The 15,471-nt window shown below is 69.1% G+C and carries 13 protein-coding genes; 4 read left to right on the top strand and 9 right to left on the bottom strand.

Going from position 1 to position 15,471, the window contains the following annotated elements:
* Positions 1-29: 29 nt before the first annotated feature.
* The 4 genes from J2P76_RS10065 to J2P76_RS10080 all read right to left on the bottom strand — a co-directional run bounded on the left by J2P76_RS10065 (position 30) and on the right by J2P76_RS10080 (position 7,616).
* Positions 30-2,015 carry an aconitase family protein gene (locus tag J2P76_RS10065; RefSeq protein WP_207406817.1) on the bottom strand — a complete coding sequence of 662 codons (1,986 nt, stop codon included), beginning with the start codon at positions 2,013-2,015 and terminating at the stop codon, positions 30-32.
* A gap of 13 nt (positions 2,016-2,028) precedes the next feature.
* Positions 2,029-3,003, bottom strand: a complete 975-nt coding sequence (locus J2P76_RS10070; protein ID WP_207406818.1) for a Bug family tripartite tricarboxylate transporter substrate binding protein — start codon at positions 3,001-3,003, stop codon at positions 2,029-2,031.
* A gap of 130 nt (positions 3,004-3,133) precedes the next feature.
* Positions 3,134-4,036, bottom strand: a complete 903-nt coding sequence (locus J2P76_RS10075; RefSeq protein WP_207406820.1) for a LysR substrate-binding domain-containing protein — start codon at positions 4,034-4,036, stop codon at positions 3,134-3,136.
* Between the two features lie 58 nt (positions 4,037-4,094).
* Positions 4,095-7,616 carry an indolepyruvate ferredoxin oxidoreductase family protein gene (locus tag J2P76_RS10080; RefSeq protein WP_207406821.1) on the bottom strand — a complete coding sequence of 1,174 codons (3,522 nt, stop codon included), beginning with the start codon at positions 7,614-7,616 and terminating at the stop codon, positions 4,095-4,097.
* A gap of 100 nt (positions 7,617-7,716) precedes the next feature.
* On the opposite strand from J2P76_RS10080, the gene J2P76_RS10085 reads away from it, so the two are divergent.
* Entirely contained in the window at positions 7,717-8,622 is a 906-nt protein-coding gene (locus J2P76_RS10085; protein WP_207406823.1) for a LysR substrate-binding domain-containing protein, read from the top strand.
* Here the strand turns inward: J2P76_RS10085 and J2P76_RS10090 are convergent.
* Positions 8,604-9,260 (bottom strand): TetR family transcriptional regulator, encoded by a 657-nt coding sequence (locus J2P76_RS10090; protein WP_207406825.1) that lies wholly within the window; start codon positions 9,258-9,260, stop codon positions 8,604-8,606. The two genes, J2P76_RS10085 and J2P76_RS10090, sit on opposite strands and share 19 nt — an antisense overlap.
* An 83-nt stretch (positions 9,261-9,343) precedes the next feature.
* Between J2P76_RS10090 and J2P76_RS10095 the strand changes: the two genes are divergently transcribed.
* The gene (locus J2P76_RS10095; protein WP_207406827.1) at positions 9,344-10,009 is read left to right on the top strand and encodes an O-methyltransferase; all 666 of its coding nucleotides are present in this window, start codon (positions 9,344-9,346) and stop codon (positions 10,007-10,009) included.
* A 29-nt stretch (positions 10,010-10,038) separates the two neighbouring features.
* Here J2P76_RS10095 and J2P76_RS10100 read toward each other — a convergent pair whose 3' ends face one another.
* The 4 genes from J2P76_RS10100 to gpmA are packed head-to-tail and all read right to left on the bottom strand — an operon-like array spanning position 10,039 to position 14,551.
* Positions 10,039-10,797: a HesA/MoeB/ThiF family protein gene (locus tag J2P76_RS10100; RefSeq protein WP_207406828.1), complete on the bottom strand. Its 759-nt coding sequence runs from the start codon at positions 10,795-10,797 to the stop codon at positions 10,039-10,041.
* Positions 10,794-12,236 (bottom strand): S41 family peptidase, encoded by a 1,443-nt coding sequence (locus J2P76_RS10105; RefSeq protein WP_207406830.1) that lies wholly within the window; start codon positions 12,234-12,236, stop codon positions 10,794-10,796. The genes J2P76_RS10100 and J2P76_RS10105 overlap by 4 nt, the downstream gene beginning before the upstream one ends.
* Before the next feature lie 26 nt (positions 12,237-12,262).
* Entirely contained in the window at positions 12,263-13,795 is a 1,533-nt protein-coding gene (locus J2P76_RS10110; protein ID WP_207406832.1) for a murein hydrolase activator EnvC family protein, read from the bottom strand.
* 3 nt (positions 13,796-13,798) lie between these two features.
* Positions 13,799-14,551 carry a 2,3-diphosphoglycerate-dependent phosphoglycerate mutase gene (gene gpmA / locus J2P76_RS10115; RefSeq protein WP_207406834.1) on the bottom strand — a complete coding sequence of 251 codons (753 nt, stop codon included), beginning with the start codon at positions 14,549-14,551 and terminating at the stop codon, positions 13,799-13,801.
* A 187-nt stretch (positions 14,552-14,738) separates the two neighbouring features.
* Between gpmA and J2P76_RS10120 the strand changes: the two genes are divergently transcribed.
* Together J2P76_RS10120 and grxC are read left to right on the top strand one after the other, a co-directional pair.
* Entirely contained in the window at positions 14,739-15,161 is a 423-nt protein-coding gene (locus tag J2P76_RS10120; protein WP_207406835.1) for a rhodanese-like domain-containing protein, read from the top strand.
* A gap of 13 nt (positions 15,162-15,174) precedes the next feature.
* Entirely contained in the window at positions 15,175-15,432 is a 258-nt protein-coding gene (grxC, locus tag J2P76_RS10125; protein WP_207406844.1) for a glutaredoxin 3, read from the top strand.
* Positions 15,433-15,471: the final 39 nt, after the last annotated feature.

Genomic DNA, 15,471 nt, shown 5'->3' on the forward strand with positions numbered 1-15,471 from the left:
GAGCTGCGCGCCGGCTGAGGCCGCGAATTTCAGCCGGTGTGGCGTGCCTGCAGTTCGGCGAACGACACCAGTTCGCCAGCCAGCGCGCTGGCCACGACGGTAGGCGGGCTGGCCAGCCAGACCTTTCCGGGGCCCGACCGGCCGGGGAAATTGCGATTGATCGCGCTGACAGTAACTTGCCCGGCATCGGTGGACGAGCCCGGCCCGCAGTTGGCGCAGGCGCCGCACGACGGCTGCAGGATGCGCGCGCCCACTGCCGCGAAGGTGCGGTCATAGCCGCGGGCAATGCAGTAATCGCGCACGGCGGTGGTGCCGTATTGCAGGTACAGGGAAACGCCCGGCGCGATGCGCAAGCCACGCTCCACCGCCCAGGCCAGCACGGCATGGTAGTGGTCGAAGTCTTCCCGCTTGCCGGCGGTGCACGAGCCGCCGTAGGCGATGTCGACGCGGGGCCGCTCGCGCAGGGCGGCCAGCGCGGTGCCATTGCCCGGGTCGCCGGGCGCCGCGACCCAGGGCGATAGCGATGCGCAATCCACGCGCAGTTCGGCGGCGTACGCGGCGCCGGGGTCGCTGCGCATCCAGGGCTCGAGTTCGAATGCGATGCCTCGCCGCGCCTGCAGGAAACACAGGGTTTGCGCATCGGGCGCGACGATGCCGGTCAGCCCGCCCAGTTCGGCGGTCATGTTGGTCAGGGTGGCGCGTTCATCGATCGACAGCCGGGCCACGGCCGGGCCGGTGAATTCGAAGACTTTGCCCACGCCGGCGCCGGCGCGGATCTGCGGCAGGGCCAGCAGATGCAGCACGATGTCCTTGGCGGTGACACCGTCCGGCAGAGCGCCGTCCAGCTGCACTTTCAGGCATTGCGGCAGGGTCATCCGCACGGCGCCCGTGACGAAGGCGTTAGCCATGTCGGTGGTGCCGACGCCGAAGGCGACGCAGCCCAGCGCGCCGCTGTGCGGAGTGTGCGAATCGGTGCCCACCACGACCTGGCCGGGCAAGGCGTAGTGCTCGGCCATCATGGCGTGGGAAATACCGGCCACGTTGCCCCCCGCATCGCGCGCCGCCTCGGCCTCGGTCAGCGTGCGATGCTGGTGCAGGCCATAGGCTTGCACAAAGTCGCGCTGGGCCTGGCACATGGCGCGCACGTTGGGCACGATGCCGGCGCGCACGTGGTTGGGGCTGTCGTCCACGTACGAGGTGTGGTCTTCGAACACGACGATGCTGCCGGGTTCCACCAGGCGCAGCGGCCGGCCGAACTGGGCATGCAGCATGTTCGCGGCCATGCCCGTGTAGTACTCGTGGATGAAGCGCCAGTCGGCGCGCACGAACATGCCTTCGCCCGGCATCGGGCAGGCGGGCGTGGCGGGCGTGGCCAGCAGATGGCGCCGCACGATTTTCTCGAACAGGGTCTGGGGCGCGCCAGCCCCGCCTTGCCGGCCGGCCGGCGCGGGCCGGCTTTGGGCCAGGTGCGCCTGCCCGAACGCCAGCAGGCCGCCCGCCTTCAGAATGGCGGCGGCCAGGGCGTCGCGGCCGGCGACGAGTTCGTCCACGGTGATGGCTTCGCCGCGCTGCAGGCGTTCGACCAGGCCCAGGTCGGTGCTGGTGTACAGGCCGATGTTGTCGGCGTTCTGCCGGTAGATGCGCTCGAAACTTTCCGCGATGACCAGGCGGATGCCGGCCAGTTTTTCCGCCATGGGGCTGTGCTCGCGCGACGAGCCCTTGCCGTAGCGTTTGCCGGCCACCACCACGTTGAATGCCGACTGCTGGACCGCGCCGGCCGCGATGGGCCGCTGTTCGCCTGCGGTCAGGCCGGTGTACGGATAGCGGCCCAGCTTCTGGTCGAAGTGGGTCAGGATGGGAACGGGCGTGATCTCGTCGGTAGACACGTCGTCGCGCAGCGGCAGCGCGTCGGCCAGGGACACCGCCGCCCCATCGAGCTGGGCGGCGATGCAGGCCGGCTTGCTGGACAGGAACAGCAGCCGCGCGGGGGCATCGGACAAGAAAGCGTCGGGCATGTGGCGGGCGGCGTTACTCGGGGGACAGCCCGGCCGCGGATACCAGCATGCGGGTGCGCGAGATCTCGTCGGTCAGGGTGCGGGCAGCCTGTTCGCTGGTGCCGCCGTCAGAGACGAAGCCTTGCGGCGACAGCGCATTCAGCACTTGCTTGTCGCGCATGGCCTGCTGGGTGGCCTGCTGCAGTTTGGCGACGATGGCGGGCGGCAGGCCGGCCGGGCCGATCAGGGCGATCCAGGCATCGTAGGCGTAGCCTTTGACGCCGGCTTCGTCCAGGGTGGGCACGTCGGGCAGCACGGCCAGCCGCTTGGGCGTGCTGACGGCCAGGGCGCGCAGCTTGCCCGCCTGGATCTGTGCCAGCACCGAGGGCACGGCCAGGAAGGCGGTTTGCACCTGGCCGGACATGACGTCGGTGATCAGCGCGTTGCCGCCGCGGTAGGGGATGTGCATCATGTCGATGCCGGCCCTGGATTTCAGCAGCTCGCCCGCCAGGTGCAGCACGCTGCCGGTGCCGGACGACCCGTAGTTGATCTTGCCGGGCTGGGCTTTGGCGGCCTTGAGCAGTGCGCCGATAGAGGTGTAGGGCGACGAGTCGGAGACGACGACGACCAGCGGCGTGGTGCCGATGATAGAAATGGGCGTGATGTCGCGCACGGAATCGTACGGAATGGTCTTGTACAGGCTGGGGTTGATGGCGTGGTTGGACGATATGATCGCCAGGGTGTAGCCGTCGGGCTTGGCGGCCACCAGTTGCCGGGTGCCGGGAATGCCGGCGGCGCCCGCCAGGTTTTCGACGATGAGCGACTGCGCCAGGGTCTGGCCGAGTTTGTCGGCAACGACGCGCGCCACGACGTCGGCGGTCGAGCCGGGCGACGTGGGAACGATCAGGCGTATGGGGCGGTCGGGGTAGCCGTCGGCCAGGGCGGAGGCGGCCTGGCACAGCATGGCCAGGCCCAGCGCACAGGCGGCCAGCGGTTTGGCGATGTTCATGTTTGTCTCCTTTGTCGAGAGGACGGAGTCTGCGCCCCGCCTCGATGCGAAATGCGCCTTGACTATAAGGAGATGCGGCGGCGTGGCGAAGCGACATCTCGGCATGCCCGCCATCGCAAAACGAGATGCCTCAGGGCTGCTGCGCCAGGAACCTGACCAGCGCCGCCGCTGTCGCGGAAAGCTGGCCTTCGCCGGGAAATACGATGCAGATCTCCCGCTGCGCCCAGGGGTCGGACAAGGGCCGGACCACCACGTCGAGCGCCTGCAGGTACAGCTCGGCCACCTGTTGCGGCAGGATGGCGATGCCCAGCCCGGCATGGGCCATGCGGCACAGCGCGTCCAGGCTGGCGACGCGTATTTTCACGGCCGGCGCGGCGCCCAGCGCCTGGGCCTGGGCCGCCAGCAGCTGGGTCAGCGCGCTGTTCTCGCGCAGGCCCACGAAAGTTTCGTCGGCCAGGTCCCGGAAATGAAAGTGGCGCGCCGCCGCCTTGGGATGTCCGGCCGGCAGCATCACGGCCAACCGGTCGCGGCGGTAAGGCTTGACCTCCAGGCCCTGCACGCCGGCGATGCGGTTGCAGATGCCGAAGTCGGCCGCGCGCTCGCGCACCAGGCGCAAGACATCGGGGCTGTGCTGCTCTTCCAGGTCGATGTCCACGTCGGGAAACAGCCGCTGGAAGGCGGCCACGTCTTCGGGCAGGAACTGCACGATGGCCGACAGGTTCGCCACCACGCGGACGTGGCCTTTCACGCCGCTATACATGCGCGACAGTTCCGCGCCCATGGCCTCGACGTCGCCGATGATCTGGCGCGCATGGCGCAGGATGGTCTGCCCCGCGGGCGTGACCGTGATGCCGCGGGCGTGGCGCCGCATCAGCGGCAGGCCGACCAGCGATTCCATTTCGGCGATGCGCCGGCTGACGGCCGAGGGCGCGATGAATTCGCGCTCGGCCGCCCGGGCGATGCTGTTTTCCTGGCATACGGCCACGAACAGCCGCAGCGTGGTGAAGTCCAGCTTGCGGAGTAGGTTTTCCATGGTGCGCCCCCGCCCTTTCAAGAGGGTGGGCGATGATGGTACTACAGCCGCTGCCCGCCTATGCCGCCTTGCCGACGGGCAGCGCGGCGCGATACTGCCGCAGCAGCGTGTCGCGCTGGCGCAGGGCCTGTTGTACGCTGCGCGCCTTGACGTGCCCATAGCCGCGGATGGCGTCGGGCAGTTCGGCCAGCGCCAGCGCCGCCTCGCGGTTGTCCGGGTCCAGGGTGCGCGCGAATTCGGCGGCCAGGTCCAGATAGTCCTGCGCCAGCCCGCGCTCCATGCGGCGTTCGGCGGTCTTGCCGAATACGTCCCAGGCGGTGCCGCGCAGGCGTTTCATGGGCGCCAGCGCGCGGAACACCCATTCAACCCACGGCCCGAAAGCCCGCTTGCGGGGGCGGCCCTGCGCATCGCGCAGCGCCAGGACCGGCGGCGCCAGGTGATAGCGCAGGCGGTAGTCCTTGCCGGGCTCGCCCGCGAACTGCGCGCGCAGGCGGTTCTTGAAATCGGGATGCGTATGCAGGCGCGCCACTTCGTATTCGTCTTTGTAGCTCATCAGCCTGGCCAGGTTGCGCGCCACGGCGCGGGTCAGTTCCAGCCGCTGGCCTTGCGGCAAAGCGGCTTCGCGCGCGCGCAGCGCCTCGACGGCGGCGAGGTAGCGCCGGGCGTAGCCGTCGCTCTGGTAGTCGCGCAGATGGTCCGCCAGGCGGCGGACCATGGCATCCAGCGATTCGGGCAGGTGCGCCACCCGCTGCGCCGGGGCGGGGCGCAGCGCCTGCACGCCGTGATGGGCGGCCTGGCGGCCCAGTTCGAACGCGGCCAGGTTCTTGTCCACCGCCACGCCATTGCGCGTGATCGCGTCGCGCAGGCTCTGCCGGGCGAGCGGCAGCCGGCCCTGCTGCCAGGCATAGCCCAGCAGCAGCGGATTGGCATAGATGGCGTCGCCCAGCAGCGCTTCTGAAAGCGCCCCGGCATCCAGCACATCGCACTGGCCGGACGTCGCCTGCTGCAGTGCCTGTTCGGCCCGCCCGGCCGGAAAACGCCAGCCGGGGTTGGACAGGAACGCGGCCGTGGGCGCCGCGGCGCTGTTGACCACGGCGCGGCCCCGCTGCGGCTTGAGCCGCGACAGCACATCGGGCGACGCCGCCACCAGCGCGTCGCAGCCGATGACCAGGTCGGCCTCGCCCAGCGCCACCCGGGTCGATTGCAGGCCGTCCGGGCTCGCGGCCAGCTGCACGTGGCTGAGCACCGCGCCGCCCTTCTGGGCCAGGCCGGCCATGTCCAGCACCGTAACGCCCTTGCCTTCGATATGCGCGGCGGCGCCCAGCAGCGCGCCGACCGTCACCACACCGGTGCCGCCCACGCCCGCGACCACGATGCGATAGGCCTGGCCGGCGGGAATGGCCGCCGGCGCAGCGGGCGGCGGCTCGGCCAGCACGGCGCGCGCGGCCGGTTCGGGCTTGCGCGGCACGGCGCCTTCGGCGGTGACGAAGCTGGGGCAGAAGCCCTCGACACAGGAGAAATCCTTGTTGCAGGACGACTGGTTGATGCGCCGCTTGGTGCCCATGGGCGTGTCCAGCGGCTCGACCGACAGGCAGTTGGATTGCACCGAGCAATCGCCGCAGCCTTCGCACACAGCTTCGTTGATGAACGCGCGCCGCGCCGGATCGGGATACGCGCCGCGCTTGCGGCGGCGGCGTTTTTCGGTGGCGCAGGTCTGGTCGTAGATCAGCACGGTGGCGCCGGGCACTTCGCGCAGTTCGCGCTGCACCGCATCCAGTTCCCGGCGGTGGTGCACGGCCACGCCGGACGGCAGCGTGCCGGCCGGGTATTTGTGCGGCTCGTCGGTCACGACCACGGCGCGCGCCACGCCTTCGGCCAGCACCTGCGCCGCGATCCGCGGCACGGTAAGCACGCCGTCCACCGGCTGGCCGCCGGTCATGGCCACGGCATCGTTGAACAGGATCTTGTACGTGATGCCGGCCTTGGCCGCGACAGCGGCGCGAATGGCCAGCAGGCCGGAATGAAAGTACGTGCCGTCGCCCAGGTTGGCGAAGATATGCCGCTCGCTGGTGAAATCCTTCTGTCCCAGCCAGGCCACGCCTTCGCCGCCCATCTGGCTGAAGGTGTCGGTATTGCGGTCCATCCACATCGCCATGTAGTGGCAGCCGATGCCGGCCACGGCGCGCGAGCCTTCGGGCACGCGCGTGGACGTGTTGTGCGGGCAGCCCGAACAGAACCACGGCTTGCGCTCTTCGACCAGGATGGGGCGCGACGCCTCGCGTTCCTTGGCGTCGATCACGGCCAGCCGCGCGGCAATGCGCGCGCGCAGGCCGTCGGGCAATTGCGCCTTTTCCAGGCGGGCGGCGATGGCACGCGCGATCAGCGCGGGCGACAATTCATAGCGGGCCGGCAACAGCCAGCCGCCGCGCGGCACCGACCATTCGCCGCCGCCATTGCTGCGCTCGTCGAATTTGCCGTAGATGCGCGGGCGCACGTCGTCGCGCCAGTTGTACAGCTCTTCCTTCAATGCATATTCGAGGATCTGCCGCTTTTCCTCGACCACCAGGATTTCATGCAGGCCGGTTGCGAATGCCCGCGCGTCCTGCGCGTCCAGCGGCCAGATGCATCCGACTTTCATCAGGCGTATGCCCACGGCGCGGCAGGCCTCGTCGTCCAGCCCCAGGTCGCACAGCGCCTGCCGCACATCCAGATAGGCCTTGCCTGCGGCCATGATGCCGAAGCGGGCCTGCGGGCCATCGATCACCACGCGGTTCAGCCGATTGGCGCGCACGTATTCCAGCGCCGCGTACCATTTGTGGTCCAGCAGGCGGGCTTCCTGCGCCAGCGGCGTATCGGGCCAGCGGATATTCAGGCCGCCTTCGGGCAACGGACCGGCCGGCAGCACCACCCGCAGCCGCGCGGGGTCGACCTGCACCGAGGCGCTGGACTCCACCACGTCGGTCACGCACTTCATCGCCACCCACAGGCCGGTATAGCGGCTCATGGCCCAGCCGTGCAGGCCATAGTCCAGGTATTCCTGCACATTGGCGGGGTACAGCACCGGAATGCCGCTGGCGATCAGCACGTGCTCGGACTGGTGCGCCACCGACGAGGATTTGGCCGCGTGGTCGTCGCCGGCCAGCAGCAGCACGCCGCCGTGCGCGGCCGTGCCCGCCGAGTTGGCATGCTTGAGCACGTCGATGGAACGATCCACTCCCGGCCCCTTGCCGTACCACATACCGAATACACCGTCGCGCGCCGCGCCGGGAAACAGGTTCAGCTGCTGGGATCCCCACACCGCCGTGGCGGCCAGGTCTTCGTTCAGGCCCGGCTGGAAGACCACGTCGTGCGCCTGCAGCTGCGCCCTGGATTTCCACAGCGCCAGATCCAGGCCGCCCAGCGGCGACCCCCGGTAGCCCGACACGTAGCCGGCGGTGTTCAGCCCGGCCTGCCGGTCGCGGATTTTCTGCAGCAGGGGCAATTGCGCCAGCGCCTGGGTGCCGCTCAGGTAGGCGCGGCCGGTGTCGAACCCAGGCGGCGCGTCGAGGGCCGGCGCGGCGGCCGAAAGCGGGGTATCCATGGCAGTTGTCTCCTGTGTGCCGGCATATTTCCGCGCAGTGTAGGAACAGACATGGTTATCGTATATTCATATATTCTGGTATCAGGTATCTGAAAAACACATGCCTAAAGACATCACCCTGCGCCAGCTGCGCTATTTTTCCGCGGCGGCCCGCAGCGGCCGGCTTTCCATGGCGGCCACCGACGAACACGTATCGCAGTCCGCCATTACCAACGCCGTGCTGGCGCTGGAAGCGCAATTGGGCGTGCGCCTGTTCGACCGCCATCCGCACGGGGTTACGCTGACGCCCGAAGGGCACCGTTTTCACCTGCGCGCGCGCGAAGTGCTGGACACCCTGGAGGACGCGCTGCGCGAGCCCGGCTTCCAGCGCTATGCGCTGCGCGGGTCGGTGCGCATCGCGGCGTCGTACACGGTGCTGGGGTATTTTCTGCCCGACCTGCTGGCGCGCTTCCGCAAACGCTACCCGGACGTGGTGCTGGAACTGGTCGACATGGACCGGCCCGCCATCGAAGCCGCCGTCGCCAGCGGCGAAATGGAACTGGGCGTGGCGCTGCTTTCCAACATGGAAAAGCGCCAACGCTTCGGCCACCATGTGCTGGTCAAATCGCGCCGCCAGCTGTGGACGGCAGCGGGACACCCCCTGCTGGAACGCCCCGCGCCCACGCTGGCCGATATTGCCGGGCACCCGTACATCCTGCTGGAAATGGACGAAGGCGAGCAGTCGACGCTGGGCTACTGGCAGGCCCACGGCCTGCGGCCCGACATCGCCTTCCGGACGCGCTCGATGGAGGCCCTGCGCGGACTGGTGGCGCACGGCTTCGGGGTCACCATGCTGTCGGACATGGTGTACCGGCCATGGTCGCTGGAGGGCCGCAAGATAGAGGCAGTACCCATTGCCGACGCCGTGCCGGCCATGGAAGCGGGGCTGCTGTGGCACCCCCGCGCAGCCCTGGCCAGGCCGGCCGAGGCGTTCCGGCAGTTCATGATCTATGCCTGCGGCACCTGATCGTCCGCCCCGGCGCCCAGGCTGCGCAGATAAGCGCAGAACATGTCGGACATGGCCTGGGCGTAGGCCTCGATTTCCTGCTCGGTGCGGGGGCTTTCCGAGAACTGCTTGCCCGCGGCGCTGAGCGTCGTGGTGATCAGGTTGGCCGCCGATAAGCAGGCCGCGTCCGAAGCGCCGGGCAGGGCCTGCCGCATGAAAGCCTGCACGGTGCGATGCCCCTCTGCCTTGGCCTCTTTGGCCTGCGGCGCGGCGCGATAAAGCGGCGCGGCATCGCTGAGCGCCACGCGCATGGCGGCCTCGTCGCATTCCGAGCGGATGAAGGCGTGCACCAGCGCGCGCACCCGGTCCAGCGGCGGCCGGCGCGCATCTTCGAGAATATTGCGCAGCAGCGCCGAGGTCTGCCGCCATTCATCGCTTTGCAGCCGGAAAAGAATCGCGGCCTTGTTGGGAAAGTACTGGTACAGCGACCCGATGCTGACCCCGGCCTGCTCGGCCACCCGCGCGGTGGTGAAGCGCCGCGCGCCCTCTTTGGCCAAAACCTGAGCCGCGGCCTGCAGAACCGCGGCGACCAGGCTTGCCGAACGCGCCTGCCTGGGCTGTTTGCGCGAGGAAATCTGCGGGTCTGCGTGGCGAGTCATGGCGGCTGGCGGGAATGCGAATAGAAAACCTGAATGTTTCGTCGCATTATAGATGCGCCTACTCCACACACAGGATCTCGTCCATGACTACCCTTGCCCACCCCACCGTCGCGTCGCTGCTGGACCGCCTGTTCGCCGAAGCGGATGCCCTGGCGCCCGCCGCCGGCGCCGTCTTCGCCGGCCTTTCCGAGACCGAGCAGGACCGCCTGATGCGCAGCAGGACCGATTACCGCGACCTTTATGGCCGCCTGAAAGACGCGCCGCTGCCCGTATCGCGCGAGACAGGCACGCTGCTTTACATGCTGGCGCGCGGCGGCAAGGCGCGAAGCATCGTCGAATTCGGCACCTCGTTCGGTATTTCGACGCTGCACCTGGCCGCCGCCCTGCGCGACAACGGCGGAGGCCGCCTGATCACCAGCGAGTTCGAGCCGTCGAAAGTGGCACGGGCCCAGGCCAATCTGGCGGCTGGCGGCCTGGCCGACCTGGTGGAGTTCCGCGCGGGCGACGCGCTGCAGACCTTGCGCGACGACCTGCCGCCGGCCATCGACCTGGTGCTGCTGGACGGCGCCAAGGCGCTCTACCCCGACATCCTGGCGCTACTGGAAAGCCGCCTGCGGCCCGGCGCGTACATCGTCGCGGACAATGCCGACTACAGCCCCGACTATCTGGCATACGTACGGTCGCCGGCGCACGGCTATCTGTCCACGCCGTTCGGCGGCGACGTCGAGCTTTCCATCCGCCTGGGCTGAAGGCATGCCGGCCGCGGCGGCCGGCGGGGTCATCGCCTGTGGGCCGGGCCGCACACCGCGCATTCCGGGTCGCGCTGCACATTGACGCTGCGCCACTGCATGGTGCGCACGTCCAGCCACAGCAGCCGGCCCGACAGGCTTTCGCCGATGCCGGCCAGCAGCTTCAGGGCTTCGGCCGCCTGCATGGCGCCGATAATGCCCACCAGCGGCGCGAACACGCCCATGGTGGCGCAATTGGCCTCTTCGACCTCGTCGGCTTCGGGAAACAGGCAGTGATAGCAGGGGGCGTCGTCGCGGCGCAGGTCGTACACGCTGACCTGGCCGTCGAAGCGGATGGCCGCCCCGGACACCAGCGGCTTGCGGTGATGCACGCAGGCGCGGTTGATGGCGTGCCGCGTGGTGAAGTTGTCGGTGCAGTCCAGCACCAGGTCGGCCGCCGCCACGGCGTCGTCCAGGCGCTGACCGTCCAGGCGCTCGACGCGCGGCGTGACGCGGGTTTCGGGGTTGTAGGCAGCCAGCGTGTCGCGCCCCGATTCGGCCTTGGGCCGGCCGACGCTGGCGTCGACGTGCAATATCTGGCGCTGCAGGTTGCTGAGCTCGACGATGTCGTCATCGGCCAGGGTGATGTCGCCCACCCCCGCGGTGGCCAGGTACAGCGCCGCGGGCGACCCCAGGCCGCCCGCACCAACGATCAGGACCTTGCCGGCCAGGAATTTTTCCTGGCCTTCGATGCCCAGCTCGTCGAGCAGGATGTGCCGGGCATAGCGCAGCAACTGCTGGTCGTTCATTTTTCCTTGGCGGGCTGGACTCCGGACGGCGTGATGGTCAGGCGCTCGGGCGTGCCGACGCCCGGCTTGGCCGAGGCCTTGGCCTGCGCGCGCGCGCTGCCCTTCTGCACCGGCTTGCCGGCCAGCAGGTTCAGGGCCTGCTGCAGTTGGAAATCGTCTTTGCCGCCGAACTCGAACATCTTGACCGGCGCGGGCGTGTCGGGGGCGTCGGGCGAAGACTTGACCTCGTCGCTCTGGTTGTTGGCCAGGTGGCGCTGCAGGTCGGCTTCGCGCGGCAGGCGGAACAGGTCGCCTTCGGCGGTGTCGGCCACCACGTAGTCGGGCTCGATGCCGGTGGCCTGGATGGAACGGCCGCTGGGCGTGAAATAGCGCGACGTGGTGAGCTTGACGCCGGTGTCCTGGGAAAGCGGCAGGATGATCTGCACCGAGCCCTTGCCGAACGTGCGGTTGCCCAGCACCTTGGCGCGCTTGTGGTCTTGCAGGGCGCCCGCCACGATTTCAGAGGCCGAGGCCGAGCCCACGTTGACCAGCACCACCATGGGCACCTTCTTGACCCATGCGGGCAGGCCCGACAGGTAGTTGCCTTCGCCGCGCGCATACTCGGCCGGCGTGGCCAGGTACTTGTGGCGCGAATCGGGCGTGCGGCCGTCGGTGGACACCACCAGCACGTCGGGCGGCAGGAACGCCGCGGCCACGCCGATGGCGCTGGTAAGCAGGCCGCCCGGGTCGTTGCGCAGGTCGAGCACCAGGCTCTTGGGTTCGGCCTTGGCGCCCAGTTCTTTCAGCTGGCGGGCCAGGTCGGCGCCGGTTTTTTCCTGGAACTGCGCGATGCGCACGTAGGCCACGCCGTTGTCGAGCATCTTGCTGCGCACGCTGCGCACCTTGATGATGTCGCGCACGATGTGCACCACCACCGGCTGCGGGTTGTCGGCGCGCATGATGGTCAGCGTGATGGGCGTCTTGGGGGCGCCGCGCATGAGCTTGACCGCTTCGCTCAGCGACATGCCCTTGGTGGGCGTGTCGTCGATCTTGATGATGAGGTCGCCGGCCAGCACGCCGGCGCGCGCGGCCGGCGTGTCTTCGATGGGCGAGATGACCTTGACGAAGCCGTCTTCGGCGCCGACCTCGATGCCCAGGCCGCCGAATTCGCCCTGCGTGGTGGTCTGCATTTCGCGGAACGCGTCGGCATCCAGGTAGGCGGAATGGGGGTCCAGGTTGGACACCATGCCCGAAATGGCATTGTCGATCAGGGTCTTGTCGTCGACCGCCTCGACGTAGTTGTTCTTGATGGCGGCGAACACGTTGCTGAGCTGCCTGAGTTCATCGAGCGGCAGCGGGCTGCCGCGCTGCGCCAGTGCCGTGACACCTACGCTGAGCAAGATGCCCGCCACCACGCCGATGGCAACCAAACCGAAACCGCGAAACTTGCGAGTGCCCATGCACACTTCCTGATTTTGATACCGGGTTATAGGGCCAGCCATTGGGCCGGATCCACCGGAGCGCCACGATAGCGAATCTCAAAGTATAGGCCCGATTCCACCTGCCCGCCGGTGGCGCCCACCGTGGCGATGGCGTCACCCGCGGCGACCGGGTCTCCGACCTGCTTGAGCAGGCTCTGGTTGTAAGCGTACACGGTCAGGTACTGCTTGCCGTGGTCGACGATGATCAGGTTGCCGAAGCCCCGCAGCCAATTGGCATAAACCACCGTGCCCGGCGCCACGGCCTTGACCGGCGTGCCGGCGGCCGCGCGCAGCACGATGCCGCGCCAGACGCCGCCGTCGGGCCGGTCGACCCCGAAACGCCCCTGTACCGTACCACGCACCGGCACCGGCAGGCCGTGGTGCAGGCCGTTGCCGCCCCCGGGCGGCGGAGCGGCCGCCCGGCGGGGGGCCGGGCGGCGGGCGGCTTCGTCGTCGGGCGTGTCGCCGGCGGCATCGTCGGGCCGGGCGGCGGGGCGCGCATCCGATGGCGGCGCGACCCGCCCCGAGCCGGAGCCGGCCGGCTTCAGCCCGGCGGCGTCGGGATCGGCCAGCGCCACGGGGCCGCGCTCGCGCTCGCGCGCGGCGGCGGCCTCGACCTGCTCGCGCGCCCGCGCCGCGTCGCGCGCCTCTTCGCTGCGGCGCGCCTGGCGCGCGGCTTCGGCGCGGCGCTCGGCTTCGGCCTTGCGGCGGGCCTCTTCGGCCAGGCGGGCTTCCTGGGCGCGCCGCACGGCCTCGGCGCGGCGGCGGGCCTCTTCGGCGCGGCGCGCGGCTTCCGCCTGCTCGGCGATGGCGGTTTCCAGATCGCCGATCAGGCGCGACAGGCGGTTGTCGTCGCGGCCCAGCTGGCGGGCCTCGGCGCGCTGCGCGGCAATCTGCCCTTCCAGGCGCGCCAGCAGCGTGGCGCGTTCTTTCTGCTGGGCCACCAGTTCGGTTTTCTGTTCGGCGGCCTCGGCCGCCATGGCCTGGATGTCGGCCCGGCGCGCATCGGCCTGGCCCTGCAGCTGCGCCAGGCGGTCGATGTCCTGCCGCAGCGCGTGCACCGCCTGGGCGCGGGCCCGCGACACATAGCCCAGGTAGCCCAGGTTGCGCCCCAGCTGCTGGGGGTCGTCGCCCGACAGCAGCGCGGTCCAGGGCGACAGGCCGCTGGTGTACTGCGTGCGCAGTTGTTCGGCCAGCTGGGCGCGGCGCTGTTGCAGGGCTTGCTGCTGCTCGCCGATCTGGCGGTTCAGGCCGGCCAGCTCGGCCTCGGCGCGGCGATTGTCGTCGGCCAGCTCGCGCAGGCGGCGATTGATGCGCGAAATGGCCGACTCGGATTCTTTCAGGGCATCGGCCGCCTCTTTGCGGGCGGCCTCGCGGCCGTCGATTTCTTTTTGCAGCGAACCGATGCGGTCGCGCAGCGCGGCTTGCTGCTTTTCGGCCTCGGACTGGCGGTCGGCCAGCTCAGAAGACGCCGCCATGGCCGGCCACGGCGCCGCCGCCACCGCCGCCATCAACAGCAAACCCGCCGCAAACCGCATGAATCAGTCCTTTTTTGCCTTGCCCTGGGCCGCGACCGCCGCCATGGCGGCTTCGATTTCAGCGGCATCGCCCAGATAATAATGGCGGATCGGGCGCAGCGCGTCGTCAAGTTCATATACCAGCGGCTGGCCGGTGGGAATATTCAGGCCCACGATGTCGTCGTCCGAGATATTGTCCAGGTGCTTGATCAGGGCGCGCAGGCTGTTGCCGTGCGCGGCCACCAGCACCCGGCGGCCGGCGCGGATGGCCGGGGCGATCGAATCGTTCCAGAACGGCAGCACCCGCGCCACCGTGTCTTGCAGGCATTCGGTGGCCGGCAGCTGGTCGGCCGGGATCTTGGCGTAGCGGCCATCGAAGCGCGGATGGCGCTCGTCGTCCAGCGGCAGCGGCTCGGGCGCGATGGCGTAGGCGCGGCGCCAGATCAGCACTTGCTCGTCGCCGTACTTGGCGGCCGTCTCGGCCTTGTTCAGGCCCTGCAAATTGCCATAATGGCGCTCGTTCAGGCGCCAGCTGATGCCCACCGGGGTGTACATGGCGTCCATGGCGTCCAGCGCGATCCAGAGGGTGCGGATGGCGCGCTTCAGTACCGAGGTATAGGCCAGGTCGAATTCGTAGCCTTCTTTCTTGAGCAGCTCGCCGGCCTTGCGGGCCTGTTCGCGGCCGGTATCGGTCAGGTCCACGTCAGTCCAGCCCGTGAAGCGGTTTTCCAGGTTCCACTGGCTTTCGCCGTGACGCATCAGAACGAGTTTGTGCATGGTTTTCAGCCGCGCGCGGGCGGGTTTGAAGTTAAAGAATGGGCTCATTTTATAATTGAGCGATTTTGCCCCTGGTTTTCACCCCGGCAGGCGGTTGGCGCCGCCCGCCGGCCCAGGCCGGGCCGCCGTTTCCAGGCGGGCTGCGCACCCCTTGCAGGCCCGCCGCACTTTCAGTTCAGGAACCTCCGTGGATCTTCTGCAATTTTTGGTAGACAAAAACAACATCTTCATCGTCGCCGTGGCCGTGGTTTCGGGCGTCATGCTGGCCGTGCCGGCCCTGCGCAAGGGCCGCAGCGGCTCGGGCATCAGCACCTCGGAAGCCATCCAGATGATCAACCAGCGCCAGGCCGTATGGGTCGACGTGCGCCCGGCCGAGCAGTTCCGCGCCGGCCACATCGCCCAGGCACGCAATATGCCGGCAGCCGAAGTCGAGCAGAAGGCCGGTTCGCTGCCCAAGAACAAGCCCCTGGTGCTGGTGTGCGAAACCGGCCGCGATGCCGGCCGCGTGGCCAGCCGCCTGCGCTCGCAGGGGTTTGCCGAGGTGGCCGTCATGGAAGGCGGCATGCGCGCCTGGTCGTCGGCCAACCTGCCTGTCACCCAGAAATCCTGATCCGGAGCCCGACATGGACAAAGTTGTCATGTATTCGAAGGATTATTGTCCCTTCTGCGCGCGCGCCCAGGCCCTGCTGAAGCAGCGCGGCGTCACCGACCTGGAAATCATCCGCATCGACCAGGACCCGGCCCAGCGCGACATCATGATCGAACGCACCGGCCGGCGCACCGTGCCGCAGATTTTCATCGGCGACAGGCACATCGGCGGCTGCGACGACCTGATGGCGCTGGACCGTGCCGGCGGCCTGGCCCCGCTGCTCAACGGCTGAGCGCCGCGCAACCTTATTTCTTTTGCCCACCCCAACCCG

The organism is Bordetella petrii (assembly GCF_017356245.1).
GTDB lineage: Bacteria > Pseudomonadota > Gammaproteobacteria > Burkholderiales > Burkholderiaceae_B > Bordetella_A > Bordetella_A petrii_D.

What these genes read in the sequence shown, in the direction of transcription:
- J2P76_RS10065 (WP_207406817.1), bottom strand. Translation starts at nt 2,015, where the DNA reads ATGCCCGACGCTTTCTTGTCCGATGCCCCCGCGCGGCTGCTGTTCCTG.
- J2P76_RS10070 (WP_207406818.1), bottom strand. Translation starts at nt 3,003, where the DNA reads ATGAACATCGCCAAACCGCTGGCCGCCTGTGCGCTGGGCCTGGCCATG.
- J2P76_RS10075 (WP_207406820.1), bottom strand. Translation starts at nt 4,036, where the DNA reads ATGGAAAACCTACTCCGCAAGCTGGACTTCACCACGCTGCGGCTGTTC.
- J2P76_RS10080 (WP_207406821.1), bottom strand. Translation starts at nt 7,616, where the DNA reads ATGGATACCCCGCTTTCGGCCGCCGCGCCGGCCCTCGACGCGCCGCCT.
- J2P76_RS10085 (WP_207406823.1), top strand. Translation starts at nt 7,717, where the DNA reads ATGCCTAAAGACATCACCCTGCGCCAGCTGCGCTATTTTTCCGCGGCG.
- J2P76_RS10090 (WP_207406825.1), bottom strand. Translation starts at nt 9,260, where the DNA reads ATGACTCGCCACGCAGACCCGCAGATTTCCTCGCGCAAACAGCCCAGG.
- J2P76_RS10095 (WP_207406827.1), top strand. Translation starts at nt 9,344, where the DNA reads ATGACTACCCTTGCCCACCCCACCGTCGCGTCGCTGCTGGACCGCCTG.
- J2P76_RS10100 (WP_207406828.1), bottom strand. Translation starts at nt 10,797, where the DNA reads ATGAACGACCAGCAGTTGCTGCGCTATGCCCGGCACATCCTGCTCGAC.
- J2P76_RS10105 (WP_207406830.1), bottom strand. Translation starts at nt 12,236, where the DNA reads ATGGGCACTCGCAAGTTTCGCGGTTTCGGTTTGGTTGCCATCGGCGTG.
- J2P76_RS10110 (WP_207406832.1), bottom strand. Translation starts at nt 13,795, where the DNA reads ATGCGGTTTGCGGCGGGTTTGCTGTTGATGGCGGCGGTGGCGGCGGCG.
- gpmA (WP_207406834.1), bottom strand. Translation starts at nt 14,551, where the DNA reads ATGCACAAACTCGTTCTGATGCGTCACGGCGAAAGCCAGTGGAACCTG.
- grxC (WP_207406844.1), top strand. Translation starts at nt 15,175, where the DNA reads ATGGACAAAGTTGTCATGTATTCGAAGGATTATTGTCCCTTCTGCGCG.